Here is a 25,355-nt window from a genome sequence, read left to right on the forward strand (position 1 = left end):
TATTATTGCGCACCTGGCCTAGTTTTTTAATAGCCTAGCCTTTTAAAACAAACACAGCAATAATGCGCATTTAAAGATTATCAATCTGTGGTAGGAATCCTATGACATCCGACGAATTTATCGCGCACTGTCGCAATGAAATAATGATCACCTATCAGGCTATCAAAGACGGCAAACCTGATGATAAGCAAAAATACCGCACAGAAGGGCTGATTCATGCAGCAAAGCTTTTGGGATTGTTAAGCAGTAAGGAGCAAAAAGATTTGATTGAAGATGTGCATATGCAATATTTTGGAGAGAGCGTTGCCGAGCGTCGTGCACGTAAAAAAAGCATATCTGACTTGAAGGAGCAGTCGCCCGAAGCCTACTTCGACATACCGGCCATCGTACGCAAAACTTAATACCCACGTTTGCACCTCAGCTAGTTTGACGGAGTGCTTACATGCTGAAAATAATAGCGAGCGGTAGAGGCACTTTTACCCACGTTGTTGACGCTTGACAAGAATCTACCCTCTCAAGCTGTTTTTGAAAAACCATCCCAAGGTCCAACTACCCGCCACATTTTGTCTTCGTTAGTATCTTTTTGTGCGCATCGCACATGGAATTATCAATATACATTATTTGGAGAAAAACGATGACATTAAAAACAGTGAAACTAAAAACTTGGCTAGCCGCTTGCGGTATCGCACTTGCAAGCTTATTTGTTGCCCTGCCTGCTGCGGCGCAACAGAGCGCGACCCAGGTAAATTCGGTAGTATCGATTGTTAATATCAATACGGCTGACGTAGAGACCCTATCAAGCTTACCGGGTGTTGGCCCTAAAAAAGCTGAATCTATCATTTCTTATCGTGAGCTTAATGGAAATTTTGCGTCGGTAGATGAATTAGTCAATGTAAAAGGCATTGGCAAACGCATGGTAGAGCGCTTGTTAGATAAGGTTACGATCTAGTGCTACTGAGCGAGTGGTATCAAGCCCTTGGTCCTGCTTCATTGGTTCTGAGCCAATGCTAATGCGCCAATATTCCTAACACAGTGATACCAAGCGTATATTAAATGTTCTTGATTGGTTGGTGATTGGTTCTTAATCAGTTTTTGATTAGGTATTGCCTAACAAATCGGCGTAAACCAATCAAAAACAAAAAAGCTAGGTGCATTATAACCTTCCTTATATGCACCTAGCTTTCATCGAAATTGAGCAGCCTTACTTATGCTATTGTTTAGCGCAAAACGACTGTAGAAATTCTGTGAATTCCTTACCTAGTTCAGGGTGACGAACCGCATACTCAACGTTTGCCTTCATATAACCAAGCTTGCTGCCGCAGTCGTGGCTCTTGCCCTTCATGTAGTAAGCATCAACTTGTTCGTGTTCCATCAGAGCATCAATAGCGTCGGTTAGCTGTACTTCACCACCAGCGCCTTGAGGCGTTTTGGCCAGTAAATCCCATATCTTTTCTGACAGCACGTAACGGCCCACAACCGCGAGGTCTGAAGGTGCATCTTCGAGCGCTGGCTTTTCAACCATTTTGTGCATTTTTCCAGACTCACCCTGCGCGAGTTCGCGGCCCTCTAAATCAACAATACCGTATTTTGAGACGTCTTCTTGAGGCACTTGTTCGACCATAACTTGGCTCACGCGACTGGTATTAAACTTCGCTACCATATCGGCAAGGTTATCTTTTTTCGGATTACTCGATACATCGTCTATGATCACGTCGGGCAGTACAACCGCAAAAGGATTATCGCCTACTAATGGAAGAGCGCATAAAACCGCATGGCCCAGTCCGTTAGCTACGCCTTGACGCACATGCATAATGGTTACATCTTTAGGGCAAATTTGCTGTACGGCCTCTAAGAGCTGTCGCTTTACCCGTTTTTCTAGGGTCGCTTCTAGCTCAAAAGAAGTATCGAAGTGGTTTTCAATGCTATTCTTACTCGCATGAGTCACCAAAATAATTTCTTTCAGACCCGCCTGAACACATTCATTGACCACATATTGAATAAGCGGCTTGTCTACTACCGGCAGCATTTCTTTAGGGATGGCTTTGGTAGCCGGTAACATGCGTGTGCCCAATCCTGCTACAGGGATTACGGCTTTTTTCACTTGACTCATAGACTCTTCCTAGTTGATATCTTAAATGGCTTGAACAATGGATTGACCGCGGCCAATACCGTAGTAATGCAAGCCGTATTCCGATATGAGCGCTGGCTCAAATAAATTTCTTCCGTCAAAAATAACAGGGTCTGCAATCTTCGATTTAATCAGCTCAAAGTCTGGCGCTCTAAATGCTTGCCACTCAGTACAAATAACCAAACAGTCAGCACCGTTTAAGGCGGCTTCTTTTGTTCCCATCAATGAAAGACGATCTTGACCAGCATATATGCGCTGTGTTTCTTCCATGGCCTCAGGGTCGTAGGCCTGAACGCGTGCGCCCTGCTCCCACAATTTTTCCATTAACACACGGCTGGAAGCCTCACGCATGTCGTCGGTATTCGGCTTAAACGAAAGACCCCAAAGCGCGATGGTTTTACCAGCAACATCGTTTTTGTAATAGCGCATAATGTAGTCAAACAGCTTTTCTTTTTGACGATAATTTACTGCTTCAACAGCCTCTAACACTTTGGCCTGATAACCCACACCTTTTGCACTACGAACGAGCGCTTGCACATCTTTGGGGAAACACGAGCCGCCGTAGCCGCAGCCAGGATAGATAAATTGATAGCCAATGCGGGGGTCGCTACCAATGCCCTTTCGCACATTTTCGACATCTGCGCCAAACAGCTCGGCCAAATTAGCGATTTCGTTCATAAAGCTGATTTTCGTGGCAAGCATGCAGTTTGCTGCATATTTGGTTAACTCAGCACTGCGCACATCCATGACAATTATCTTGTCATGATTGCGATTGAACGGCGCATACAATTCGCGGAGTTTTTTCTCTGAACGCTCACTGCTGGTGCCCAAAATAATTCTGTCAGGACGCATACAATCGGCCACTGCCGCGCCTTCTTTGAGAAACTCAGGGTTAGAAACAACGTCAAAGCTCACACTTTTTTGCAAATCAGCCAAGACTTCTGTCACTTTTGCCGTCACCCTGTCTGCAGTGCCTACAGGTACCGTAGATTTATTTATGATGATTTTGTGTGCCTGCATATGCATAGCAATCGTCTGTGCAACAGCAAGCACGTATTTTAAATCTGCAGAGCCGTCTTCATCAGGTGGCGTACCGACCGCAATAAACACAAGGTCGCCATGCTTCACGCCTTTTTCGGCATCGGTGGTAAAGACTACGCGACCGGCTTCAAAATTACTTTTTACCAAAGGCGTTAAGCCGGGTTCATAAATCGGAATAATTCCCTTTTCAAGATTGTCGACTTTGTTTTGGTCAACATCGACACACACTACGTCGTGACCAACTTCGGCTAATACTGCCGCTTGCACTAAGCCAACATACCCTATTCCGAATACCGTAACTTTCATTCATGCTTCCTTTAATTAATCGGCTAAGTCAATCCTTGCGTACTTACGACCACAAGCAAACCAAACGTGCAACCGCATCATGCACACAACACATTGATAATAAATATACCACACTGAATATGCTGTATTAACTATTTTATCTCGTGTGTTTGTAAGCCGGCACTCACTGCTTTTTTGTGCTATATGCGCCGCTTCGCTTCAACACGCCGTCTTTAATCCCCTTGAGCATAAAGCGCAAGCGGTCAATACGCGGAGCCTGAAACAGAGCATTAAGAATAAACCGAAGCGGCAGCAATGACAGGCATCGCAGCTTCCAATAAAGTGGAACATATGAGCGACGCGAAAGCAGCAGGATGTTTCTAAATTGATAGTATAGGCGCACCGGTGCGCCCACTTTATAACTAAGCCCCAAAAAGCTGGCTCGCCGGTCACCGAGTTTATGCTGCATGTTCAAAGAGCCTGCAAGCCCTACACAATAGCCTTCTTTTTGTGCGCGCCAGCACCATTCGTGATCCACCCCGTCTATAAATAAACGCTCATCTTTGTAGCCAATGTCGTCAAGTCGACTTAGGTCAATAAACATTCCCGACGAAATGATTTGAGGCACAATGAACACATCGCCGCATTGCTTTATATATTTTTGCACTTTCGGACGTACAGGACGATTATTAAAATCGCATATCACCTGAGGGCCAATGGCCACGAGCGAATCTATTTGCTGTTGTGTATCTGTAAATGCTTGCTGCAGGCGTGGCACAAAATCAGGCGCCAAACGAGAGTCTTGGTCAAACAGAAGCGCATATTCACAATTGCGTTCTTTAATATGACGCAGACCCACGTTTTGCGCACGAGCAATACCAATATTCTCGGGAAAATGCATATATGTAATGGGTGACTGATTTGCTAGCGTGGCATGTTTGTTGTTGCTGTTATCGATAATGACAAGTTCATCAACCGAGGCGGTCAAAACGTCAATCAACGACTGTAATGTCGATTGCTCGGGGTGATATGCAACAATAACTGCGCCGATACGCATGCGTTAGCGATTTAACACGTAGCGGTCAAACTTATAGGCCAGTTTGACCATGGGTGGAGGCAGGCAGCGCATCACCAGCACCGCACATGCATAAACCAAGTATCTAAGCCGCATTCGTTTAAGTGCTCGCATAGCGAATATGCGCGCCTTAAATTCGTTAATCGACTTTGTGATACCGCGTCGTTTATAAAAGTCATTAACGCGGCGAAATTTAAGCAAGGGCTGCTTTAAATTATGAAATTTAAAGCCCGCTTCCATCAATTCAATCCAAAGGAAGTAGTCTTGCGTGTTCTTTAAGTCATTTCGATAGCGAAAACCTTGCTCCAAAGCCGAGAATCGCAACACCACCGTTGGGTGGTTAATTGGACAACGTGTGCTCATGTTTCGTCTTAGTTTCGCATTGCCGCTGGGTAAGGTGCGCGCCCCTACCTGCTTTCCGACTTCGTTAATTTCAATGAGCGCGCTGCCCAACACATCAACATCCTCATGCTGTTCTAAAAATGCAATTTGTGTCGACATTCTAGTAGGCAAAGAAATATCGTCTGCATCCATTCTGAAAAAATACTCAGGTTGATACGGCAGGCACCAGTCCATCACAAAGTTCATGCATCGACTTAGTCCTACATTACCCTCACTTTTGGCTAGCACAATGCGCTGGTCGTTGAGCAAGGCTTTTTGCAAGACCTGTTCAATCGCATCTGGGATAGGGCCGTCAATCACTATTACAAACACAAAATCACGATAGTCTTGCGCTAAAACGCTGTTTACAGCCTCTTCTAGCCATACCGGATTGTCGTTTGCATAGGTCGCCATGGCCACAACGCTAGTGAAGCTATGCTCGAGAGATATTGGCTTTATAAAGTAAAACGACTTTGGCAATGCTGCTCCGGATAATGCTTGTGGCTGTATATTTCGAGGGCAAACTATAGCACTTCTATAGCGGTATTTGCTCTAAATTCTCTCGAATACTGAAGTTTTCGTAACGAAGCGTGAGGTTAGGATTATAGGCAGGGTCGTGTTCGATATAGGCCGCCCACTTTTGCTGCATATACTTAACCTCTGCTTGAAAACGCTTTTGTTTTTCGAGGGTGTCTTCATGCCCCCTAGAAATTGATTCATGATGAAACAATAAAGCCTCAGCAACAAATACGTTGCGTTTGCCAAGCTCTAGTATGCTTAAGCAAAAATCGACATCGTTAAAGGCAACGGTCAAATCTGTTTCATTTAAACCGCCAACGCTTTCATAGTCCTCTCGGGTTACCAACAAACATGCCGCCGTCACCGCGCTATAGTTTTGCGTCGCAATCGCACGCTGTAAGTATCCCGGTCGCTCTTTAGGCAGGTATTTATGTGCATGGCCCGCACCGCCGCCGTAGCCCATCACCACGCCGGCATGTTGCACGAGTTCGTTACTATACAAGAGTTTTGCGCCCACGCAGCCTATATCTTCTCGCATGACATGCTTCAGCATTTTATCAAGCCAATCCCCCTCGATAATTTCAACATCGTTATTCATCAGTGCAATCACGTCACCTTTCACCTGCGCTACGGCAAAATTATTGATGGCTGAATAATTAAACGGCTTTAGATAATCTAAAACAGTGATTTTTGGATGGCGCTTGAGCTTATTTAAATACTCGAGGGTTTCTTGGTCATCTGAGTTGTTATTTATTACGCAAATATCATAGTGGGTATAAGTCGTCTTTTCTAAAATAGACTCTACGCAGTCTTTTAAAATATCATAACCGTTATACGTGGGAATAATCATGCTTACCAAGGGTTGGCCCTTGAGCTCAAACAGCTCGCTGGTATCGCGCGGTTGCTCAGGTTCAGACGTTCGGGCTTGCTGATGTAACAAGACAAAAGGAAGATGACTGATTGTTATTTGCGTGTCAGCTAAATATTCCGCCTGCACAAAGCTCGAAACGCGTGCTTGATGCTCAAAAAAACGCCTGAGATACTCCTCGCTTTTATCAATTAACAAACCCGTTTTTATGTAACGCGTTGAAAGATGCAAGTCGGGGTTCCAATCGGGAAAAAAAGCAGGATCAAAACGCTGCCCCTGATGAATTTTATCGGTATCTACATAGGCGATATACCCTTGAATGTTAGCGCGATTTAGCGCGCTGAAACATTCTCGGTGAAGTAAATCTCCGGCATTGATTGCAAACATGCATGTGTTGGGTTTAACTGCCGCAGCGCTTGCTTTTGCCGCTGACACTAGCTTTATGTTAAAAGCTTTTTTGTGCGCATTGAGAAGCCTTCTGGGCGGTTTGTATGCGTCATAAACAATACAAACCTGCTTTGGATGCTCATAGCAGCAAGAGATACTGTGGAGCGTTTGCTCAAGTAGAGCTTCAATTATCGGTGGCTGTTCCAATACTAGGCTAGATAAATCAATTAAACATGTGTCGACGTGCCGAACAATTGATTGCTTATCTCGAGCATGCTCTAACAGCGCATTATGATGGGCCATACAGTTGGCATATAGGCGGTCACCCTTTTCTACAAACTGATGCCGCGCGTTACCCACAGCAATACGCGCGTTAACGCTCGGGTGCAGTTTAGCTTTGCACAGCCACGCAGTATAAAGAGATGCGAGTAAAGCGTTTTCTCGCAAGTGCACTCGTAAAGATGGAGGAACGCATTCTACAATCATTTGCACCATGCGCATCAATAGCCGCAACATAAAACGCTACATTAACTCTGACATTTTATTTGCAATACGCAGTAAGCATTCATGGGCCTTTGCATCTAACAACCATTTCGTCGAGGGTAATTTAACCTCTTTGCTGCCTGCCCTAGGCTCATAGTTGAGCATATTCGATGCGTAATCCTGCGACATTAATTTTTCTGCTCGAATATCAATGGCATAATTGCCAATTCTAAGCGCGGTAGCAAACTCGTTAATAAGCCCCTGCACATAACTTAAATCATCGCCGCTAAGACTTTCTTTATGTTCTTGAAAAGCGGTTCGCACAATAGGACCACTTGCCTTATCTTTGAGGAGATAGTTAAGCGCCCTTACCGTTTCGGTATCTTCAACACTTAACGATACATTGCGGGCACTCTCATTATTTGCGTCAAAGGTCATTTGGTCGTTAATTTGACTGCCAACCGCCTGTAAAAAATCTTCAATCAAGCTGTTGTTATTGGCACTGGCGTCGTAATCAATCAAACAAATATTTTCTTTTCCGAACACTTGCGAAAACATGCCCAGCTTTAAGTCTGGCGACAGCATTTGACTCATTGCGGGGCGCGCTAAATGTTCATGATAGTACTCAAAAAAGTCGACCGTGCCGCCATGCTTGATGACTTCCTGCCAAATTGAATAAAGCTTGTAACTGGCTCTTCGCCATGAAAACACCACCTTTATATTTAGAAAGGGCAAGCTTTGCTTGAAGTAAGAAAAGTCTTGCTTATTAAGCGAGATTAAATCTTCACTAGATACAACAAAATTACACTGTGAATCTTTAAAGAAAGCAATATCTTCATCTGTAAAAGCGCGCTGTGCGATGCGCTCACGAATGTGATGATGGCCAAATATGCGGATGAAGCGTTTGGGGTATAGTAAACCCTCGGCAAAAAGCGTTTGTTGATTATCCAACATGAACTTTTGAATAGCGGTAGTACCGGTTTTATGTGGTCCAACATGCAAATATAGTGTTTTCAAAATTAGTTCCCAAAAAATGGATAGCGACCAAACTTACTCAAAAGCGGACCCCACTTAAGACTCTCATACTTATCATTCATCCCCTTTGTAAGCGCATTTGGCTTAAAGCCCGCCGCGAGCCACTTGTCTTTGGGATGCAGAACATGCACATTGGTAATCCCATGATCGCCGCATAGCTGCGCGTCCGAGCGAACATTATCGCCAATATGCACAATCGTCATTTCTTTCTCTTTGATAATCGACTGTATGTACTGCCACATGCTGGCATTATCTTTACGCACTTTTAATTCGGATGATACGAATAGCCTAAAACCAATCGCTAAACCACAGTGGCGCAAAATCATCGATATTTGCTGTTCGCTATAGTATGTATCGGTTATCAGCCAAATCTCTCTGCCTAAATCAGATAAACGGTTAGCGAGCTGAATCATTTCTGTCTTACCCGACATGATTTGTAGGTCAAATTGAAACTCTAACTCACACCACTGACTGGTTTGCTCAGGATCGCATCCTAGCTCTTTGGCCATGCTTTCGTAAATTTCTGCTAAGCCAAGGTCACCCTTATGGTCTCTTGCGATTCTAAGCTGCGTCTCGGTATCATTTCGAAGCTTCACAAACAACTCTGGGCTGGCAACCACTTCTTGCTCAACGAGATATTCACCCAAGCGATACTTAGCAAAATCAGGCGCAACATACTGTCGATTTACTAGCGTATCGAACACGTCAAATGAGACAATCTCAAAGTTCTGCACCTCATGAAAAAGCTGCTCAGTAGATTTGGTGTAATTGATATAGATGTAAGACTTATCAAGGGTAAATTTAGCGGCTGTAGGATAGTAAAAAAATTGTTTATAGTTTTGTTTTTCTACCAATAGCCCAAGCACACGTTCAAGCGCATGCAAATAAGACCCGTCATTGGGCAGCGGCTCACCGGGGAAATCATCATAGGCATAGGTTTTACTCAACAGCGGCGCAAGCGCCTTAGGACGCGCCCAGAACATACCGCCCACCGGATAGTTTACAAAATCGCTGTTGATATCAAGCTGCCATTGATCAATAAAAGGCTGTGCAAAAGGCAGATTACATGTCCAGTGGTTCACCCAGCCAGGCATCATCCAAAAAGACGTTGGGTAGTACATGCCCAAGTCTTCATGCTCGCTGAAAAGGCGCAACAAACAGGCAACAGTGTGACGGTCTTTTAGGAGGTATTGGTGCAGGTAATCAAACCACTGAGTTTGTTCACGACCAGAATAAAGCGACTTTTTAGAGTGCATATGACACATTAAGTCGTAATCGAGCAATTGTTCAGAAAATTCAACTAAAAACGGCCCAAAATTTCTGCCGTGATTAGGTACATGTTTGACTTGAACCTTATCGACTGTCGCAATGCTGTTAAAGGTCTGTGTTGCCAACTCTGCAATTTCACCCGATGCTGCCGTAACAAATACATCCACGTTTAAGGGCAACGTTGCAATGGATTCTGCAAACTTAACCACGCTGTCTTGGTAAAAAATGTGCAACACTATCGCGACTTTCTGCTCTTTCCAATTCTCGGTTTCATTGGCTACAAGGGCATCTTTTGGATGCCAGCGTACTTGAGCGTTTGATTTAGCTCGTTTGTCTTGAGCGCCAAAGTACATGTAGTGTAGCAGCGGCGGCGCCTCTTCATGATATACATCAAGATTGCGTCGTAGGTAGGATTCAGTATCAAAATGGGCCGACGGATTTATGTTCGCAAAATTTGATTTCTCAATATAGTCGGCAAAGGCCGCAATATCAGACTCAAACGTGCCATAGTGAGCCTCATACCATTGAATATCGAAAAGTCCTAATTCAACCGCGATGTCGAAATGTTCTTTGTACTTAACTAAGTTTTCGGGAATGGGACGTTCTGACTCATCTGACCCAGCATCGCCTAGCTCAGCCTGCTCGGTGGAGTCCATTACCTCATCATCTGTAGATGGCGTATCATTTAGCTTTAAACGTTTTAAGAAACGACGAAACTTACTCACACTTACCTCTACAGTCTAAACAGTTGCATTGGGTTTACATTGCCATTTCCGGAAATCGCATCATCTACGTCAAAAAGCGCGTAGGCTGAGCTGGGCATCATGTGCCGATGCGAAGTATATTGCTCATATAAAAACTCAATTTCTTCAATGCTGAACGAAATGCCGTTTTCAAAGTGATGCAGTACTGCATCTTGTATGCCCTCATGCAGCGCGTGCAGCTCAAAAAAGTGTGTTTGCACATAAGACTCACGCCCATATACAAACTCGAATTTATCGGCTTGCGTTTGCTGCAGTGCGGGGTGGCGCGTATAAATATCTAAAAACTGGCCGTTAGGAGATGTAAGCAAGGACTCCATAAACAATGAGCGGTCGAGCATCATATAACCTTCACCCATTTTTACTTGGTCTTTGAAAACGCAAGACATACTTGCTGTAGCGTTGGCAAATGTGTAATCACCGGCCTGTGTGGTCATAAAATAAAGGCCTGTGGTATCCTTTGCGAGCAGCATAGTAAGTAGCTTTTGAATGGTGCCAGAATATCCCACATCGAGCATGAGCAAGGTATTTTGATCGTACATACCCGATTCGCGCAAGTAAGTAATATAATCGCTACGACTGGCCGCGGTTAATTCATTAAGAACACTCAAGCGCTCAGCAAAAAGTGTTTTGACCTCATCTATTTGCGCGGGCAGTTCAATCTCTTTTTCTAAGGCCTCTGGCTCAAAGATGCGATGCGCTTGATTAGCAGAAAAGCCAAAACGATGAGTCAGCAAGGCTTCGAGTTTGCCCGTATATTTATGATCAAGGCTAATATCCCACGTTTTTGGGTCGCCAATACAAATTCTAAATAGAAAGGTACGTGATACACGCAGATACACCGAATCGGCGCTTGGCGCTAGGTTTCGTTGCACCAATGCATCGTAGGCTTGTTTAAAAAAATACCCTTCACGTGCCAAAAACACAAGTTTAATGGGCCCTGAAGACTCACCATTGTGTTGTTTAATAAGCTCACAAAGAGATTGAAAATAATGCGAGCACATTGGCCCTAAAAACTGGTATCCAAAATCTTTTAGGGCAATTGCTTTACAATCCATACTGATAGATGACACGCCAAGTTATATTAGGGTGGCGATGATACCATAGGGCGGCCGAGGCGAAAATGCAAAATGTGCTTAGACGAGGGGTTCGTGAGTGCTAAGCTCCTGTAATACCGAGTAAAGTTGCGCTCTTTCATTTGCTAACGAATATGTTTTTACGATTTTATTCGCCCGTAATTTGCGCAAATAATTTAAGGGGCCAAAACGCCTGAGTCTTTGTGTTTGTATGGCCTCTATGACGCCTTCAGTGCATGAGGCGCTTACAATTAAGTTGCTAAAACCTTGGTTATACTCACGATTGGCAATGCAGTCAGGCACCACTACTTTATTACTTAAGTTCATCGCTTCTATACCGGGCAAATAAAAGCCCTCGGTAGGATTTGGCAAACACACACTTATATCAGCATTGGCCATTGCTTTGAGTACCTCGTCTTTGGGCATAAGGCGATGATGGAGCAAGAAGTTTAAACCCTCTCCCTTTGCCCAATCGGCGATTTCTTTTCCCCATGCAGGTCGCTTATTGGCGAGAATATACAAGTCGTATGTTTTACTACTCGGAATGACTGGGATGTTATGCCCCATGCGAATATAGCGGCAAGGACCGTTAGCATATGGCTCAACCGCGTCTTTCACCGCCATTGATACACAAAGCCGCAGTGCTTTTTGTTTCATAAAAGCATGCAGCGGGTGTTTAGGGTCGCCGTGGCGAACATGCTGAATAAGATTGATAACAACAGGTGCATCCCGCTTTTGCTCAGCATTATTAGATTGCAAAGGAAGATAACGCCGCCAGTCCATGCCGGCTAGGAATACATAATCAAAGCCTTCAGGTGAATAGCTCGCTTGGTAGGTGACCCCATCGATGTTCTCAAACAAATCGGGCATAACGCTGGATGTATTGTTAAGGTACAGGCTAACATCAAAGTTAGGGTGCGCCGCAAAATGCCCGATATAGTCTCTGACCTTTTGATGGCCTCCGGTGTAATTTGTATAGTCTCGTGAAAACAGTATTTTTTTCAAGGGTGGAGGCGTCTCTGAGTATGAGCGTAAATGCTGAGCAAACGTGCGCTGCAATTTATAGCTTTTGATTCTCTGCCTCCATGTTAACATAAGCGAACTTTTGATGAGAAGCACGGCCGTCACGTGGTTAATTTACATATAATAGGCGCACAAAAAGCGGGGACGACAGCCCTCGCCCATTTTATTGCTCAGCACCAAGACATATATGTATTAGACGGGAAAGAAGCACACGTATTTGACAACCCTCAATTTCTAAAATCTACCAATAAAATGCTGTTTGCCAAAGACGCTATTGCAAAGCGTATGCGCAATTACCAAAGTCAGCGCTATGTCTGTGATGCAACTCCTGTGACCTGGTATCAACGACGATTTTTAACCCATTGCTTTAACTTTAATCCGTCAGCAAAGTTCATTGTTATATTAAGAGACCCGGTAGAGCGTGCCCTCAGTCATTATAAAATGAGTAGGCAAAAAGACGCAGAAACTAAAAACGCGCTCGCCGCGTTTTTATCAGAGCGCAGTAGGCTCATTGCCGCACGAGGAAACTGGCAGCTTCGAAGCCCTTTGCGCACGCAAAGCTATTTAAGTCGTGGTCGATACTCAAAGCAGCTAAAGCAACTTTTTGATATTGTGCCGCGACAGCAGGTGTTGGTATTGTTTCAAGAAGACCTAGCGAAGCATCATCAAGCGACGCTAAACAAAGTCTTTGCGTTTTTAGATGTGGACACGCAAACCATAGCCCCCGAACGAGTCTTTGAAAGCGACAAAGAGGCAAGCACTGTCGGTATGTTTTTCGCCAAGTACTTTGCTAGGCTCTACTACGTCTATCACGGTGAGAGTAAATCCCGCTGGCTTAACATCATCTCAGATAACTGAGGGATACTCGCCCCTTTTACGCCCTTTTGCGCCCTATCGCGCCCTCTTGATAGAATTTTCCGCTATTAGTGCCTGAAACTCATAACCTTATATGAACACCTAATATCAGCATCTAGTATCAGGATTAATAAATAAAGGGCAAAAACCGTTCAAGACAATACGTTATGCATCATGGCTATTTTATTACCCTCTGTCTTCAAGGCTTGAATCAATTTTATCTTCCACAAGTGCTCGTTAGGTGCGTGGATATTAAGGAGCTGTTCAACTGCTTTGTGATGCAGCCAAAAGCTTCGTCCATCAGGATAAAATAGAGGCTTAGTCTGCAGAGCATCCAAATCGTCAGGTAAATAAGGCGCTAAGATCATACTGCTCTTAGTTTCGGCAAACTCGTTGAGAAGTGCATCAATGTCAAACTCAAAGCCCAAAAGACTGTACCACCGCATTAGCTGTCGCCGTTTGTGGCGCTCTGTCGTTACTGACTCGCAAGAGATAAACCCGTTCCACTGTGAATTTTGATAGCGCTGTTGGCTTAATATGAGTTGAACGTGTTTAGACAAAACAAAGGCATCGCGAGTTTTTTCATTATTGTTGCCCACATTTTCGGCGTGATTATTATAGTCAGTGGCAGAGCTACTGATGTGTTCAATAAAGCAGATAGAAGACGGCTCGATATGGTTAAACTCTTCACAACGTGCACATAGCTGTGCATATTCTTGCTTATTTACTACCCATACTATGTCAAGACTGCGGCTAGAGCGTGAAAGCGCTGCATTCAGCAGGTGCGAAAAAACGCATAACTGCTCGTAATCTACCGAATGTATAAATAAGCGCGCCATTACCTGTGATGACGGTACCTGTGAAGACGCTACCTGTGAAGACTGCGCTTGCTCAAAAATACTCACATTGGGCGCAAGGGCGAGATTATCGTCAGCTAAATATGCTTCAATATCTATCGTCCATAGCTTACGCCAGTGCCGCTTCAGCAACCTCTGCAAGTTATTCGCAGCTATCTGGCTCAAGCCTTCGATTCCCTTTTTTAACCATGTATGATTATTCTTGGCTAAAAAACACAATTTACGATTTAAGCGTTCTAGGGTGTCTATGCACGCTAGGTTGTTTTGACTCTCAGGGGATTCTAAAGGCTCAGAGCTATCTATGGGCTCAGGGCTGTCTGGACCTTTATCGTTTTTGAACTCAGACTTAGATGCATAATGGCTGACAATCAGCAATAGCTTTTCGTAATCTAAATGATGAGGCAACACGGCAAAACGATGTTTGATTGCGAAGCTCTCAACCTTGTCTGAGGGTGTTTGCGGTATATTTTTCTCAGCACTTTTCTGTGCACTTTTCAGTAGATTGGGCACAGAGTTAATAGATGAAGGCAAAATACCGTATTCATCAAAATAGGCATTTAGGATGCCTTGAATGTTGTCTCGCTGCGCATTATCTTGAGACGCCGCTCTCAAGGCATGAAACAAACTAAATTCATACAAATGAAAAAGACCACGAGAGCTGGCTAAATGAGACAAGGCTAAATAAGCGTCACAATCGAGTACTTTCACGCCTGGCTGAGCACTTTTAGTTCTATCTTTTGAGTTGTTGGTCTTGTTAGCTGCAGTCTCTGCGATATCAGTCTGTGTGATATCAATCCTTTTGATATCAGGCCGAGAGAGCTTGCCTAACAAAACGGCGCTTAATGAGGCCTCAAGCTGCAAGTCATCGCCAATACCTTGTAAATGTTTAATTAGCTGCGTCTGCTCATTATAATGAATGTGATTGAGTGCGCTACGCATTGAGGCGGTCAGCTCTCCCTTCGAACGCAGCGAAAGAGGATTTTGTTTACGCAAATGAGTTAAGGGTTCACTAAGCCAACCATCGCCCACACCTTCAGTTTTCTCTATAAATAGTGTCCATTGATGCATATCAAAGGGAGAGCGGCTGCGAGCAATCGCGTCGCACATACAGGCTCTAATTTTTAGTACACGCGCCACCGCCAGTACCCCATGCTGATGCGCCACTTTTGCAATATCCATAAGTACTTGCGGCATTTTTGCAAAACAAACATCATCTTGCGCTAAAGGCTTTTTCAATACCTGTTCAAAATGCCAATAACCTTGGTCAGTCGAAGAAATTTGCACAAGCGTACCGCTGAGTTCTTTCCATGTTAAATCATCGATACAATATGACAGCTTTGCAGATGCAAGCTTTACTGGCGCAGAGACCGGCTTAGACATGGGCTTGGGCTTGGGCTTGGGCTCGCGCTTGGGCTTAGACTCAGGCGTGAATTCGACCCTCGGAGCAGGCGTAGCGCGAATACCCGATGGTAGATCCGAATGCGCTTCTAAAGCCTGATACAGCGCGTCGAGCTCACCTTGTTTTAATGCATCACAAAGGTGCTCATGCGCGCTTGGCTTTGTTGATGAAGGGTTTGCAGGCCTTGGTGCTAATGTTGACGATAACAACGCGGGCCGGAATTGGCGTTTTATAAAATGCTCTGATGTGAGCTTAACGCGAATGAGAGCCGCTTGAGGGATCGTCAACCCACTAACAAAACTCTCTTGCGACAAGAGTATGCACTGATTGCGATGTGCTTGTACAAAGGCAAGTATCTTTTGATTTGCACTTTGCCACATATCATACGCAAGCCTTGGTTGCTGCCAAAAACTCATGTTAACTCGATGCTTGTTGAGCTCAAGTGCACTGTTGAGCAAATGTTGGCTGTGACGATTGAACAACGAATAAGTGGCTGACTGCCAATGACGATATATAAAAACGAATCGAATATCGCCGTGCGCTGCTTGATGCCACTCATGCAAAAAATCAACCGCTCTAGGGTCTTTAACTCCATTCAGAGCGTCATACTCGTGATTGCGCGTTGAAAGATATGTCTCGATATAGCTAGAAAGCCATTTGGGTTTTAATAAATTATTGCCAGTGTAGCGCCAATCTGTATGGTTAATTCCGTATATTTTATCATGCAGCCTTACAACAGGCATATCTTCAACATGTCCTAGGGGGTTGCTGAATGTTGCCCCCATGAGCTCTGAGCCCATATTGATGCCATTATCATTGAGTGTTTGGGCGAGCAGTGATGTTCCGCTTCCATGAAAACCTGTTACAAGATAAAACATGATGAATGTCGCCTTATTTAGGCGCGTTGCGAAAGGTACGAGCGTATTTTAGAGCTTAAATAGTCGTGAGAATATAAACCGCTACAGTCAATCGCTAATATCTTGCTTTGTGCATGCTCTAATCGCTCAAGTATCTCGGGTGAATATTGCCGTTCGGGTTGGCTTCGTGCGCTTAATACTGGGCTGCTGATACCATAATGCTCGCATAAGGCCATTCCATTGCTTGATACAATATCCTCATACTTAACAATACGTGTCTTTGCTTGCACAAACTGATGAATAAACCACTGATAGATGCAAATTTGTCGCTCCAAGGTGCTCGATTGCTGGCTCAGGGCCAACTTTAAAGCTGCATTGTGTTGCTGACCGGCAGGTAGCTGCCCTCTGGATACAGGCAAGTTAACCGTCCACCATGACAATAGTACGTCAATGGGGTTGCGCACAATACTAAGCACATCAAAGTGCGCGGTGAGCTCTTGCAGATAGGCAGTAAAAAATGCATTTTGCTTAATCACTAAGCAAAATTCCCTACCCTTGTATAAAGATAGCGTTATTTCACCACGCTGTGCAACGCTCTGACGCTTTCCGTCTTTTTGCTCCATGCCGATGGGGTTATCTATGTCCAGGCCACGTTTATGACCGTGCTCAAAGGGCAAGCCAGCAATAATGGCGTTTTGTACCTCGGTCGCCCTTTGTTTTACCTGTGCAAGAATATTCTCTTTATTTGGCTCAAAATTATCGGGTCGGAACGGCTCGTGCAGCGCAACATAGTCTTGCTGTTGATTTAAGATATGACAGCACAAGGTAGTGCCTGAGCGCGGAATACCTGTAATAAGGGAGATGGTGCCACCGGAGCTTAAAACCATATTAGTGTGTTAATACCTTTTGTAATGATAACGACAAACAGACCAGTCACAAAGTAGTCAGCAATATAAATTTTGGAAGACTCGCAATCATAATGCCTACAGCTCTAAGTCTAGCAAATCTAAGTCTGCCAAGCATAGATGAACACGCAGCGCTCTCGCCGCTGATAATCTAGCATAGGCATCAGGATCAGAGTCGGACTCAGATTCAGATTCAAATAGGTATCTGATACGCCTTCTTCAACATCATACAAGCCAACTAAATTTTGGACAAAAAAAAGCCTCCGCTTAGCGAAGGCTTTTTAGTAAGTAAAAATATTACTTAAGAACTACAGTATCAGTAGTACCGTCTGAAAGGTTAACTTGCTGTGTTGCAACAGAGATATCTGGGCCAGCGGCTTCGATTTCTACAGTAGCAGCAGTGCGCGTTCTACCAGTTAAAGTAACGATGTCAGTTGCTCTTAGCGCAACTACTTCGTTAGCAGGTACAGTACCAGATGCACCAGCACCAGCAGTTGCAGTTACACCGTCTTCTGAAGTGAAGCTGATAGTGTAAATTGCATCACGTGAACCACGGTTGATGATGTACAAACGTTGGTTGTAGTTGCTGAAAGTAGTTAAGTAAGGTACTTCAACAGTAGTTGTGTCAAAAGTGATTTGACCGATGGTGTTGGTCACTTCTGGAGTATCAAGCGTTACTGTGTAAGAACCTTTGCTGATAGTTTCTGTACCGTCTACAGTTACGCAGAAAGACCAAGAAGCGGCAGTAGCGGGATCAGCATTGATTACCGCTTCGTCTTCGTCAGTATTAACTGTTAATGCGTTTGGAGCAGCAGTACAGTCACCAGCGTGAAGGGTGAAAGTACCGAACGAGAAATCACCTGCGAAAGTGATGTCTTGATTGCCAGCAGGAACAACGTCAGCCACTGTGAAATCGGTACCATCTAGCTTAATAGAACCAGCAGTAACCACTTGAGCAGGAACGATCATACCAAGGTTAGCAACAGTTGCAGACTCGTCAGAAGTTGCTGGGGCAAATGCAGTGAAGCCAGACGCTACAGTTGCAACACCAACGCCAGCGTCGGTGTAATCACCTGTAACAGCAGAAACAGTGTTAGTGAATTGTGAGCTAGCGCTTGCAAGCGCGTCACGCTGATTAATTGCGTCGGCAGCGATGTCGAAGAAACCGTAACCTACTGTCGATGCACCAGAGGCTGTTACGTTGTATGTATCAGCAGCAAGCACCAAAGTCGCATCACGAGCAACGTCAGCAGTGTCAGCAGTAATTTCGAAGATAACAAAAGAGTCACCGTCGCCACCACCTTGAGAGATGATACCAGCACCACCAACCAAACCAGCATTTGTTAGCGTTGGCGCGTCAGATGTGAATGAACCGTTAACTAGGTCGAAACGAACGAAGTTAGATGTACCAGCACCTGTAGTGAAACCAGTTTCAACTTCGATATTTAATGCACCAGCGTTAGTAACTTCAACCATACCCATTGATATGTCTGTAGCAGTAAATGATTCGGTAGCAATCGTTACCGTTTGGTCGTTCGCGTTGTCGTCAAGATCAACCGCGGCAAATGCGCTAGTTGAACACGCTAGTGCAACAGCAGTTGCAAGGATTTTTTTGTTTAGCATTTAAAACTCCTGAGAGTGTAATTAGTTTTAAGTTTGTCGTGGCGCACTGCCAACATGGTATTCTGGATGACTATGCACCAGACATCCCCTATAAGGTACAACACCAATTTCTGGTATTCAACTCTTTTAGTAATGAATACAGACTTTTATCTGACATAAATCACTAAAACGAGTTGTAAAACAGGATTGTTGTTTTCCTTAACAAGAAACTCATCCATGTTTTCGCAGTAGTTATAGCAGGAAATACGCGCTTTGCAAGCGTTTTTTTAGTTCATTTTATCGCACGCCCGCGGTTTTTGCTCAGCAATACCTTGTTATCTTTAAAAATACGTTTTAAAAATGGACCGGACTGCAGAACGGTTGTAATAATAACCTATTATTGCCCACTTTGTTATTTTTAAGTGCAAATAAGTCAATATTTATGACCTACCTGTATGCAAATGGCGTCAGTTTGTTTTGCCCAATTTTTACCCGCCTTTGTATGAGAATCCCTTCATCTTTAGCCCTGTACACATTAATGCGATACTCGCTGCCGCCAAACACCGAGTAAAAGTCTGGGTTGTAGCTCAGAATGTCGGAAATGGCATTAATGACATCGTTTTCGGTTAGCAGCCACTCGCCCTGCTCACGTTGGGCAATAATGGCGTCAGCATTTTTTGGAAACAAAACCCTCAGCAAGGCACTTGGCATAGCATTTATATTTAGTTGCCCGCGGCGCAGTACGCTGCACACAGGTGTTATCGCCTTTATTATATCGGGGCGCTGACTCCATTGATTCACTAAATAGAGCTCACCGCAGCTTTGCAAAAGATAGTTCCGCGGCAAGCGGCTGCTTGCTATCATCGAGCTATTGTTTAAAGCGCGACTGTTAATATTATTACCAGAACCGTTTATGCCTGTCGTGGAACTTTTGTAAGAGAACGATTCAGCACCGGCTGCTCGCCTAATATCATTTTCGTCTGCGTAGTCGGCAAGCGTATCGAGTAAGGACTGAAGGGTTAAGCGATTTAAACCAAAACTATCTAAATATGCCTGCAGCCAAAACTGCGAACCTGAATTAATCGATAATAAACCCGCCTCGTTTTGAATACTGTAACGCAGTTCATTGGGCGTATTTGCTTGTTCTACATATATATAACCATCGGTACGTATTTCATCGCCAATTGGCCGAATGCTTCTATTTTGTTCCGCACCCTGTTCTTGTGGCGTATTGTTTCCGCTGCCGCGGCTCACGCCAGCAATCGTTCGCGCCTGCGTTGCGAGCAAATAGGTTAACTCAGCGGTTTTTGCATGTGCCTGCATTAGTCCTTCTATATGCTGCCTGCTGTCTAGCGCGGTCGTTAAACGCTCATTAATAATGCGAGTAGCAACAGATATAGCAATGCTTAGCGATACCAGCACGACCAAAACCATAATTAACACCGCGCCCGATTGTTGCTTATGACCTTTAGTACCCAGCGGTGTTTTAAGGCGTGTTGTTTTACGGTATGTTGTTTTTGTATGTGCTGTATTACAAGGCGTTGTTTGCGTAGACAACGCTTTAGCAGATGCTGCGATTCTCGATATGTGTTTATAAAGTGTCTGCATTAGCCGTTAAACTCATATTGACCGAACTCAAGCATTTCTGGCGGCACTTTCGCTTTTCCGGGTCGTTTGAGCACAATATAACTCAAAATTTCACCGTTACTGCTTAAACGAACGGCACTGGGCAATTCAGCATCATTTGAGGTGAATTCGCTTACCCATTGCCCATTTCGCAGATATTCAAAACGTGTATTCACAGGCAAATTGGCAAGGTCGTTTAAAGGAGAGGCTATCCAAGGTGACTGCAGCGACAGTTGAGCCGTACGCTCTCTCGCGATAATTTGCCACGTCATGGGCGTCGGGATGCTAGCGCTTTGCCAAGGTGCGGCTAAACTCACAAACTGTATACTGTTGGCATTCCCATAAAACTGACTGTCGTTAGGGTGAAACAACACCGCGTCGGCAAGGCTCTCTCGAAGCCAGCGCTCGCCCACTGCATGACTATTCATAACCAAGTCGCGTTGACTTAATTTGCTAAAATTTTTCCATGTAATTGAAAAGCCGCTTATTAATAAAGTAGTGGTAGCACTTACTATCACCAATACCACAAGCAGCTCAACAAGCGAAAAACCTCTAGTGAACCTAGCGCATATTGCAACATTCATAACAACAGCTCTGGGTCAAAATAGTTAGGGTCGTCCCAATATCGCACTTGTGAGGTTGTGTGCTTACTCACAAGCTCTGCGTTTTTATATACATCGATGCTTACATCGAATAAGCCCACAATAAATGCAGGCTGACGCCTAAAATTAGCCTGATCCGAGCGTTTGTTTATAACCGAGCGGTACTCAAACACAAAGTCTTTTAGGATAAATGTGCCGTTTGGCCGCACTTGCAGTGGCTGCGTAGATAAGTAGTCTAAAAATTGCGCGCTGGCCTCTTGTAGCTCAATGCGCGTTGCGATTTTTTCGGTGGTAATAGATGAGCTATTCAGCCAAGCCCACACAGAGGCAAATGTGGCCGAAAGTATTACCAAAGCAACCAATACCTCAATTAGGGTGAAGCCAGTTTGCGCGGTTTTCGGTTTTACTGCTTTTGCAACATGTAAAGACTCATGCAGTGGCCTAGCCTGTGGCTGATGCAATGGGGCCTGAACCTTCATTATACACGCGTACTTTTTAAGAGCCTAACCGAACAAAAAGGCGCAGAGATGGCAAATTCAAGCTCATAGTTGCTCTCGTACAAGATTGCAGATGCACCTTTACAATAACCGTTTGCCAAGACTTCTAAGGCTGGACTAAAGCTCACGCGTCCGGCGTCTAAATTTAACTCACTGCCATCAAACAAAAGCATTGACTGATTAGACGTGCTCGCTTTTAAAGGGAGATGCTGCACCTTTGCCGTAAATTCTTCAATGCGAGATGAGCGCTCGCGCCCCTCTAACCAACTTACAACGTTCGGTACTGTGAGAGACAATACCAAACCTAAAAGTACCAAAACCACTAAAAGCTCAATTAGGGTAAACCCGAGCTGTTTTGCTACACCTGTTTTGGCAGCGCTTTTTTTGGCAGTGCCTTGTACACCCGAGCCTTGACTCATAAAGCCCTGATTAAAGAGCCGGCACGTAACCGATGTCTGCATTATCATCTTCTCCACCGGCCTGTCCGTCAGCACCTAAGCTATAAAGGTAGAAACCTTGCGGCGCTTTTGCATCTAGGCGATATTCGTAAGGACGGTTCCAAGGGTCTTTTGGCATTTCTTCATCTAAGTATGGGCCTGACCACATGCCGTTTGAGTTATTCGGCTCGCTGCTTAGCGCATCTAAAGATTCTGGATAACTGCCAACGTCCAAGCGATAGGTTTGCAAGGACATTTTAAGCATTTTCACCTGGGTCTCGGCCGTGCGAATGCGCGAATCGTCTACTTTGCCAATAAATTGAGGCGCCACTAAGCCACCCAACAAGCCTAAAATAACCAGCACAACCAAAAGCTCAATAATGGTAAAACCGCGGTTTGTGTTATACATCATAAAATTCGCATGTCCTCAAATTGGAATGTCAGTGGAGGCGGTTATCGCCATCACTATACCTAAAATCATTATACCTAACATAATACCTACCACTAAAATGGCAATAGGTTCCATTAGTGTAAGTACCTGCTTCATCTTTCGCTTGTAAGACTGGTCGTGCAAATTTGCAACCGCAGAAAGCATCTCAGCCAGTTGCCCCGTTTTATCGCCAACCGCAATCAAATTTAAGGACGTAGGTGGCAATAAGTTCGCACGCGTCATTGCCTCATGAAACGTCATGCCATCTTCAATATCTTTTACCATGAGCTGCGCTCTGGCTCTACGCTGCGTGAATCCAGAACTGTTTGCCGATAACAAAAGCGCGGCAGATAAGTTCACTTTTGCAATCAACATAGATGCGGTAAGCGAGGCCCACTTTGCCGCATCTTGCTCATTCAACCACGGCCCTACCACCGGCAGGTGCAGGGCTTTATCGAGCAGCCAAGTGCGCACATTTGGATTAGCAAATACCAGCACAATAAAAAATACGCATCCTATCAATGTCCCTAATACGAGCAAAGGCGAATCGTTTACCAGCTTTCCTGTGGATAGCACAAAGTACGCTAAGGCCGGAAGATCATTGCCGTTGTCGAGCAAATAACTAAACTGCGGTACAACGGCAAAAAAGATAATGAGCATGGCCGCCAAACCGGACAATATAAGAATCATGGGGTATGTCAGTGCCGCTTTTAAATCCGACTTAATTTGTTGCTCATACTCCATTTGCGTGGCAGTTTTCTCTAACGAAAGAGCAAGTTTACCGCTAAGCTCACCGGCTTTGATTAGCTGCGCAACATACTGAGCAAAAGGCAGACTCGATTCTTCTACGGCCTTTGAAAAGCTGAGACCACCCTCAATTTTTTGCGCAATTAAGGCAAATCCTTCACCTAAGTTTGGGTGTTCATCGTTTTTTGCAAGCGCATAAATCGCTTCTATCAATGTTACGCCTGAGCTCAACAGCGTTGCCAGTTCTCGTAAGGGCACCACTAAATCAGCGCTTTTTACCTTGCGACGTTTGAACGTAGACACGCTCGCATCGTTTATCGATATTACCTCGATACGCTGCTCAGATAACTTTCGATGCACCTCCAGTTTAGAAAACGCAAGCATCTCGCCCTGCGTTTTCTGTCCTGATACTTTGTCTACACCTACGTATTTGAATTTCACTCTGCGCCTTCTGAGTTACTGCAAACACGCAGCACTTCTTCCACACTGGTTAGGCCCTTAGATGCTTTGAGCAGGCCATCTTTTAACAAATCTCGAGCACCGTCATCGGCGGCACATTGACGTAACTCACTTAATGGTGCCTGCCGCGATATGAGTTCTCTCAGCTTTGGACTTACCGGCACAAGCTCATAAATACCCAAGCGGCCTTTATACCCGCGTCCATGACATTTATCGCAGCCGACCGACTGCTTCCACTGTTGCTGTTCAAATCTGCTAACATCCATAAATGTTGGCGCCGCACTCGGCTGAGCGCAGCTTTGACACAAGCGTCGAACCAAACGTTGGGCTTGCACACCCTGAATCGTTGCAGCAATTAAGTAAGGCTCTACGCCCATATCAGACAAGCGCGGAAATACCGAACAGGCATCATTGGTATGCAAGGTTGATAATACCAAATGTCCTGTAAGTGAGGACTGCACGGCAATATCAGCAGTTTCTTTATCACGAATCTCACCCACCATAATCACGTCTGGATCTTGTCGTAAAAAGGTTCTCAGCGCTTTGGCAAAAGTATAACCAATGTCTGCTTTTGCCTGAACTTGGGTAATGCCCTCTAACTGATATTCGACGGGGTCTTCTACCGTCACGATTTTTTCAGTGCCTGTTTTTATTTCAGCGAGCAAGCCATATAAGGTGGTTGATTTACCTGAGCCCGTTGGACCTGTTACTAGCACAATGCCGTTAGTCAGCTTTCCCCATTTTGTGATCATCTCTAAATGATCCGCCTCAAAACCCAGGTTTTTTAGCGAAAGTTCGTCGCGTTTTTTTGGCAGCAAACGCATCACAATGGATTCGCCGTTTACGTCGGGCGCACTTGACACCCTCACATCAAAAAGCTGGCCATTGCCGTTGGTGGTAAAGCGACCGTCTTGAGGCAGTCGCCTTTCGGCAATATCTAGGTCTGAAATCAGTTTTATACGCGACGAAATAGCTGGGAATCGAGCCATTGGTTGCTGCATGAACGTATGCATTTTACCGTCTACCCGAAAGCGAATATGCATATTGGTATTGCCTGCTTCAATATGGATATCAGAGGCCTCTGCAATAATCGCTTTTTCAATCACTGAGTTCACCAAGTTGATCACTGGCGCCTCTTCTGCCAAGGCCGCTGCATTGACATTTTTACTGCTGAATAATTGGTTAACCGAAACCTCTCGCTCCAGCTCATCTACCAAATTCGTGCTCATAGCGGAGCTTAATAAACACAGCTGAATGCTTTGCGTTTCAGGGGTGTTACTCAGTAACACCGACAGAGCGAATAAATTGTCATATTGACTTAAATAAATGCGGGTTTGATTGGCTGAAAGCTCAACAAAGGTCTGTTGTTTGATGGCCCACTCAACACTTAAATTTAGCTGCTGCAAGCTTTGAATCAAGCTCAAAGCATCTGGACAAAGCAGCTCTTTATCTATTAATTCCCAGCCAAGTGTTTTGGCGAGTATTTCTAGGGCCTTTTCTTCGCTGCATAAGGCCAAGCGCACGCACGCTTTAGTAGGATTAATGGCGAGTGAGTTTACTGTTTGCTCTAAATCGTTAATCTGCGCCTGTGTTAACGACAAGTGTTTTACATAAGCATCAATAAGCTCACCGGTCATCGAGCTTAGGTCGGTTTGAAGTGGATGAATCACCTTAATTTTTATCCTTATGTGCCCACAGGGCCAACTTTCACACCAACTTTATATCAAATAAGCAATGGAATATTAATAATT

General features: G+C 44.6%; 22 protein-coding genes. 3 read left to right on the forward strand and 19 right to left on the reverse strand.

Going from position 1 to position 25,355, the window contains the following annotated elements; translation table 11 throughout:
- Positions 1-101 precede the first annotated feature (101 nt).
- Positions 102-401, forward strand: a complete 300-nt coding sequence (locus tag ACFO4O_RS07765; protein ID WP_382407123.1) for a hypothetical protein — start codon at positions 102-104, stop codon at positions 399-401.
- 233 nt (positions 402-634) lie between these two features.
- Positions 635-949, forward strand: a complete 315-nt coding sequence (locus ACFO4O_RS07770; RefSeq protein WP_382407127.1) for a ComEA family DNA-binding protein — start codon at positions 635-637, stop codon at positions 947-949.
- A 261-nt stretch (positions 950-1,210) separates the two neighbouring features.
- On the opposite strand, the gene galU is transcribed toward ACFO4O_RS07770, so the two are convergent.
- The 9 genes from galU to ACFO4O_RS07815 form a co-directional block, all read right to left on the reverse strand.
- Entirely contained in the window at positions 1,211-2,110 is a 900-nt protein-coding gene (gene galU, locus ACFO4O_RS07775; protein ID WP_382407129.1) for a UTP--glucose-1-phosphate uridylyltransferase GalU, read from the reverse strand.
- A gap of 21 nt (positions 2,111-2,131) precedes the next feature.
- Positions 2,132-3,475 carry a UDP-glucose dehydrogenase family protein gene (locus ACFO4O_RS07780; protein ID WP_382407131.1) on the reverse strand — a complete coding sequence of 448 codons (1,344 nt, stop codon included), beginning with the start codon at positions 3,473-3,475 and terminating at the stop codon, positions 2,132-2,134.
- 163 nt (positions 3,476-3,638) lie between these two features.
- On the reverse strand, positions 3,639-4,511 hold the full coding sequence (locus ACFO4O_RS07785; protein WP_382407133.1) for a glycosyltransferase family 2 protein: 873 nt from the start codon (positions 4,509-4,511) through the stop codon (positions 3,639-3,641).
- A 3-nt stretch (positions 4,512-4,514) separates the two neighbouring features.
- On the reverse strand, positions 4,515-5,390 hold the full coding sequence (locus ACFO4O_RS07790; RefSeq protein ID WP_382407135.1) for a glycosyltransferase: 876 nt from the start codon (positions 5,388-5,390) through the stop codon (positions 4,515-4,517).
- Between the two features lie 55 nt (positions 5,391-5,445).
- Entirely contained in the window at positions 5,446-7,200 is a 1,755-nt protein-coding gene (locus ACFO4O_RS07795; protein WP_382407137.1) for a glycosyltransferase family 2 protein, read from the reverse strand.
- A 6-nt stretch (positions 7,201-7,206) separates the two neighbouring features.
- The gene (locus tag ACFO4O_RS07800) at positions 7,207-8,184 is read right to left on the reverse strand and encodes a hypothetical protein (RefSeq protein ID WP_382407139.1); all 978 of its coding nucleotides are present in this window, start codon (positions 8,182-8,184) and stop codon (positions 7,207-7,209) included.
- A 2-nt stretch (positions 8,185-8,186) separates the two neighbouring features.
- Positions 8,187-10,196, reverse strand: a complete 2,010-nt coding sequence (locus tag ACFO4O_RS07805) for a rhamnan synthesis F family protein (RefSeq protein ID WP_382407141.1) — start codon at positions 10,194-10,196, stop codon at positions 8,187-8,189.
- 8 nt (positions 10,197-10,204) lie between these two features.
- Positions 10,205-11,290: an HAD family hydrolase gene (locus ACFO4O_RS07810; RefSeq protein WP_382407143.1), complete on the reverse strand. Its 1,086-nt coding sequence runs from the start codon at positions 11,288-11,290 to the stop codon at positions 10,205-10,207.
- A 78-nt stretch (positions 11,291-11,368) separates the two neighbouring features.
- On the reverse strand, positions 11,369-12,403 hold the full coding sequence (locus tag ACFO4O_RS07815; protein WP_382407145.1) for a glycosyltransferase: 1,035 nt from the start codon (positions 12,401-12,403) through the stop codon (positions 11,369-11,371).
- Between the two features lie 33 nt (positions 12,404-12,436).
- On the opposite strand from ACFO4O_RS07815, the gene ACFO4O_RS07820 reads away from it, so the two are divergent.
- Positions 12,437-13,189 carry a sulfotransferase family protein gene (locus ACFO4O_RS07820; protein ID WP_382407147.1) on the forward strand — a complete coding sequence of 251 codons (753 nt, stop codon included), beginning with the start codon at positions 12,437-12,439 and terminating at the stop codon, positions 13,187-13,189.
- A 149-nt stretch (positions 13,190-13,338) separates the two neighbouring features.
- Here the strand turns inward: ACFO4O_RS07820 and ACFO4O_RS07825 are convergent, their stop codons facing one another.
- From ACFO4O_RS07825 to ACFO4O_RS07870, 10 genes are all read right to left on the reverse strand, one after another.
- Positions 13,339-16,320 carry a hypothetical protein gene (locus ACFO4O_RS07825; RefSeq protein WP_382407149.1) on the reverse strand — a complete coding sequence of 994 codons (2,982 nt, stop codon included), beginning with the start codon at positions 16,318-16,320 and terminating at the stop codon, positions 13,339-13,341.
- Between the two features lie 17 nt (positions 16,321-16,337).
- Entirely contained in the window at positions 16,338-17,186 is an 849-nt protein-coding gene (locus ACFO4O_RS07830) for a sulfotransferase domain-containing protein (protein WP_382407151.1), read from the reverse strand.
- A gap of 315 nt (positions 17,187-17,501) precedes the next feature.
- Positions 17,502-18,827 carry a hypothetical protein gene (locus ACFO4O_RS07835; RefSeq protein WP_382407153.1) on the reverse strand — a complete coding sequence of 442 codons (1,326 nt, stop codon included), beginning with the start codon at positions 18,825-18,827 and terminating at the stop codon, positions 17,502-17,504.
- Between the two features lie 426 nt (positions 18,828-19,253).
- Positions 19,254-20,414: a hypothetical protein gene (locus ACFO4O_RS07840; RefSeq protein ID WP_382407155.1), complete on the reverse strand. Its 1,161-nt coding sequence runs from the start codon at positions 20,412-20,414 to the stop codon at positions 19,254-19,256.
- Entirely contained in the window at positions 20,414-21,016 is a 603-nt protein-coding gene (locus ACFO4O_RS07845; RefSeq protein ID WP_382407157.1) for a prepilin-type N-terminal cleavage/methylation domain-containing protein, read from the reverse strand. Before ACFO4O_RS07845 ends, ACFO4O_RS07840 begins: the two co-directional genes overlap by 1 nt.
- The gene (locus tag ACFO4O_RS07850) at positions 21,013-21,513 is read right to left on the reverse strand and encodes a PulJ/GspJ family protein (protein ID WP_382407159.1); all 501 of its coding nucleotides are present in this window, start codon (positions 21,511-21,513) and stop codon (positions 21,013-21,015) included. Before ACFO4O_RS07850 ends, ACFO4O_RS07845 begins: the two co-directional genes overlap by 4 nt.
- Positions 21,513-21,992, reverse strand: coding sequence for a prepilin-type N-terminal cleavage/methylation domain-containing protein (locus ACFO4O_RS07855; RefSeq protein WP_382407161.1), 480 nt, complete (start codon positions 21,990-21,992; stop codon positions 21,513-21,515). The genes ACFO4O_RS07850 and ACFO4O_RS07855 overlap by 1 nt, the downstream gene beginning before the upstream one ends.
- Positions 21,961-22,380 (reverse strand): type II secretion system major pseudopilin GspG, encoded by a 420-nt coding sequence (gene gspG, locus ACFO4O_RS07860; protein ID WP_382407163.1) that lies wholly within the window; start codon positions 22,378-22,380, stop codon positions 21,961-21,963. Before gspG ends, ACFO4O_RS07855 begins: the two co-directional genes overlap by 32 nt.
- 15 nt (positions 22,381-22,395) lie before the next feature.
- The gene (locus tag ACFO4O_RS07865; RefSeq protein WP_382407165.1) at positions 22,396-23,586 is read right to left on the reverse strand and encodes a type II secretion system F family protein; all 1,191 of its coding nucleotides are present in this window, start codon (positions 23,584-23,586) and stop codon (positions 22,396-22,398) included.
- Positions 23,583-25,274 (reverse strand): GspE/PulE family protein, encoded by a 1,692-nt coding sequence (locus ACFO4O_RS07870; RefSeq protein ID WP_382407167.1) that lies wholly within the window; start codon positions 25,272-25,274, stop codon positions 23,583-23,585. The genes ACFO4O_RS07865 and ACFO4O_RS07870 overlap by 4 nt, the downstream gene beginning before the upstream one ends.
- Positions 25,275-25,355: the final 81 nt, after the last annotated feature.

Origin of the sequence: Glaciecola siphonariae (assembly GCF_042652645.1) — a bacterium.
Lineage (GTDB): Bacteria > Pseudomonadota > Gammaproteobacteria > Enterobacterales > Alteromonadaceae > Glaciecola > Glaciecola siphonariae.

What these genes read in the sequence shown, in the direction of transcription:
- ACFO4O_RS07835 (WP_382407153.1), bottom strand. Translation starts at nt 18,827, where the DNA reads ATGCTAAACAAAAAAATCCTTGCAACTGCTGTTGCACTAGCGTGTTCA.
- ACFO4O_RS07830 (WP_382407151.1), bottom strand. Translation starts at nt 17,186, where the DNA reads ATGGTTTTAAGCTCCGGTGGCACCATCTCCCTTATTACAGGTATTCCG.
- ACFO4O_RS07795 (WP_382407137.1), bottom strand. Translation starts at nt 7,200, where the DNA reads ATGTTGCGGCTATTGATGCGCATGGTGCAAATGATTGTAGAATGCGTT.
- gspG (WP_382407163.1), bottom strand. Translation starts at nt 22,380, where the DNA reads ATGATGTATAACACAAACCGCGGTTTTACCATTATTGAGCTTTTGGTT.
- ACFO4O_RS07770 (WP_382407127.1), top strand. Translation starts at nt 635, where the DNA reads ATGACATTAAAAACAGTGAAACTAAAAACTTGGCTAGCCGCTTGCGGT.
- galU (WP_382407129.1), bottom strand. Translation starts at nt 2,110, where the DNA reads ATGAGTCAAGTGAAAAAAGCCGTAATCCCTGTAGCAGGATTGGGCACA.
- ACFO4O_RS07825 (WP_382407149.1), bottom strand. Translation starts at nt 16,320, where the DNA reads ATGTTTTATCTTGTAACAGGTTTTCATGGAAGCGGAACATCACTGCTC.
- ACFO4O_RS07815 (WP_382407145.1), bottom strand. Translation starts at nt 12,403, where the DNA reads ATGTTAACATGGAGGCAGAGAATCAAAAGCTATAAATTGCAGCGCACG.
- ACFO4O_RS07765 (WP_382407123.1), top strand. Translation starts at nt 102, where the DNA reads ATGACATCCGACGAATTTATCGCGCACTGTCGCAATGAAATAATGATC.
- ACFO4O_RS07785 (WP_382407133.1), bottom strand. Translation starts at nt 4,511, where the DNA reads ATGCGTATCGGCGCAGTTATTGTTGCATATCACCCCGAGCAATCGACA.
- ACFO4O_RS07845 (WP_382407157.1), bottom strand. Translation starts at nt 21,016, where the DNA reads ATGAATGTTGCAATATGCGCTAGGTTCACTAGAGGTTTTTCGCTTGTT.
- ACFO4O_RS07855 (WP_382407161.1), bottom strand. Translation starts at nt 21,992, where the DNA reads ATGCAGACATCGGTTACGTGCCGGCTCTTTAATCAGGGCTTTATGAGT.
- ACFO4O_RS07780 (WP_382407131.1), bottom strand. Translation starts at nt 3,475, where the DNA reads ATGAAAGTTACGGTATTCGGAATAGGGTATGTTGGCTTAGTGCAAGCG.
- ACFO4O_RS07840 (WP_382407155.1), bottom strand. Translation starts at nt 20,414, where the DNA reads ATGCAGACACTTTATAAACACATATCGAGAATCGCAGCATCTGCTAAA.
- ACFO4O_RS07850 (WP_382407159.1), bottom strand. Translation starts at nt 21,513, where the DNA reads ATGAAGGTTCAGGCCCCATTGCATCAGCCACAGGCTAGGCCACTGCAT.
- ACFO4O_RS07810 (WP_382407143.1), bottom strand. Translation starts at nt 11,290, where the DNA reads ATGGATTGTAAAGCAATTGCCCTAAAAGATTTTGGATACCAGTTTTTA.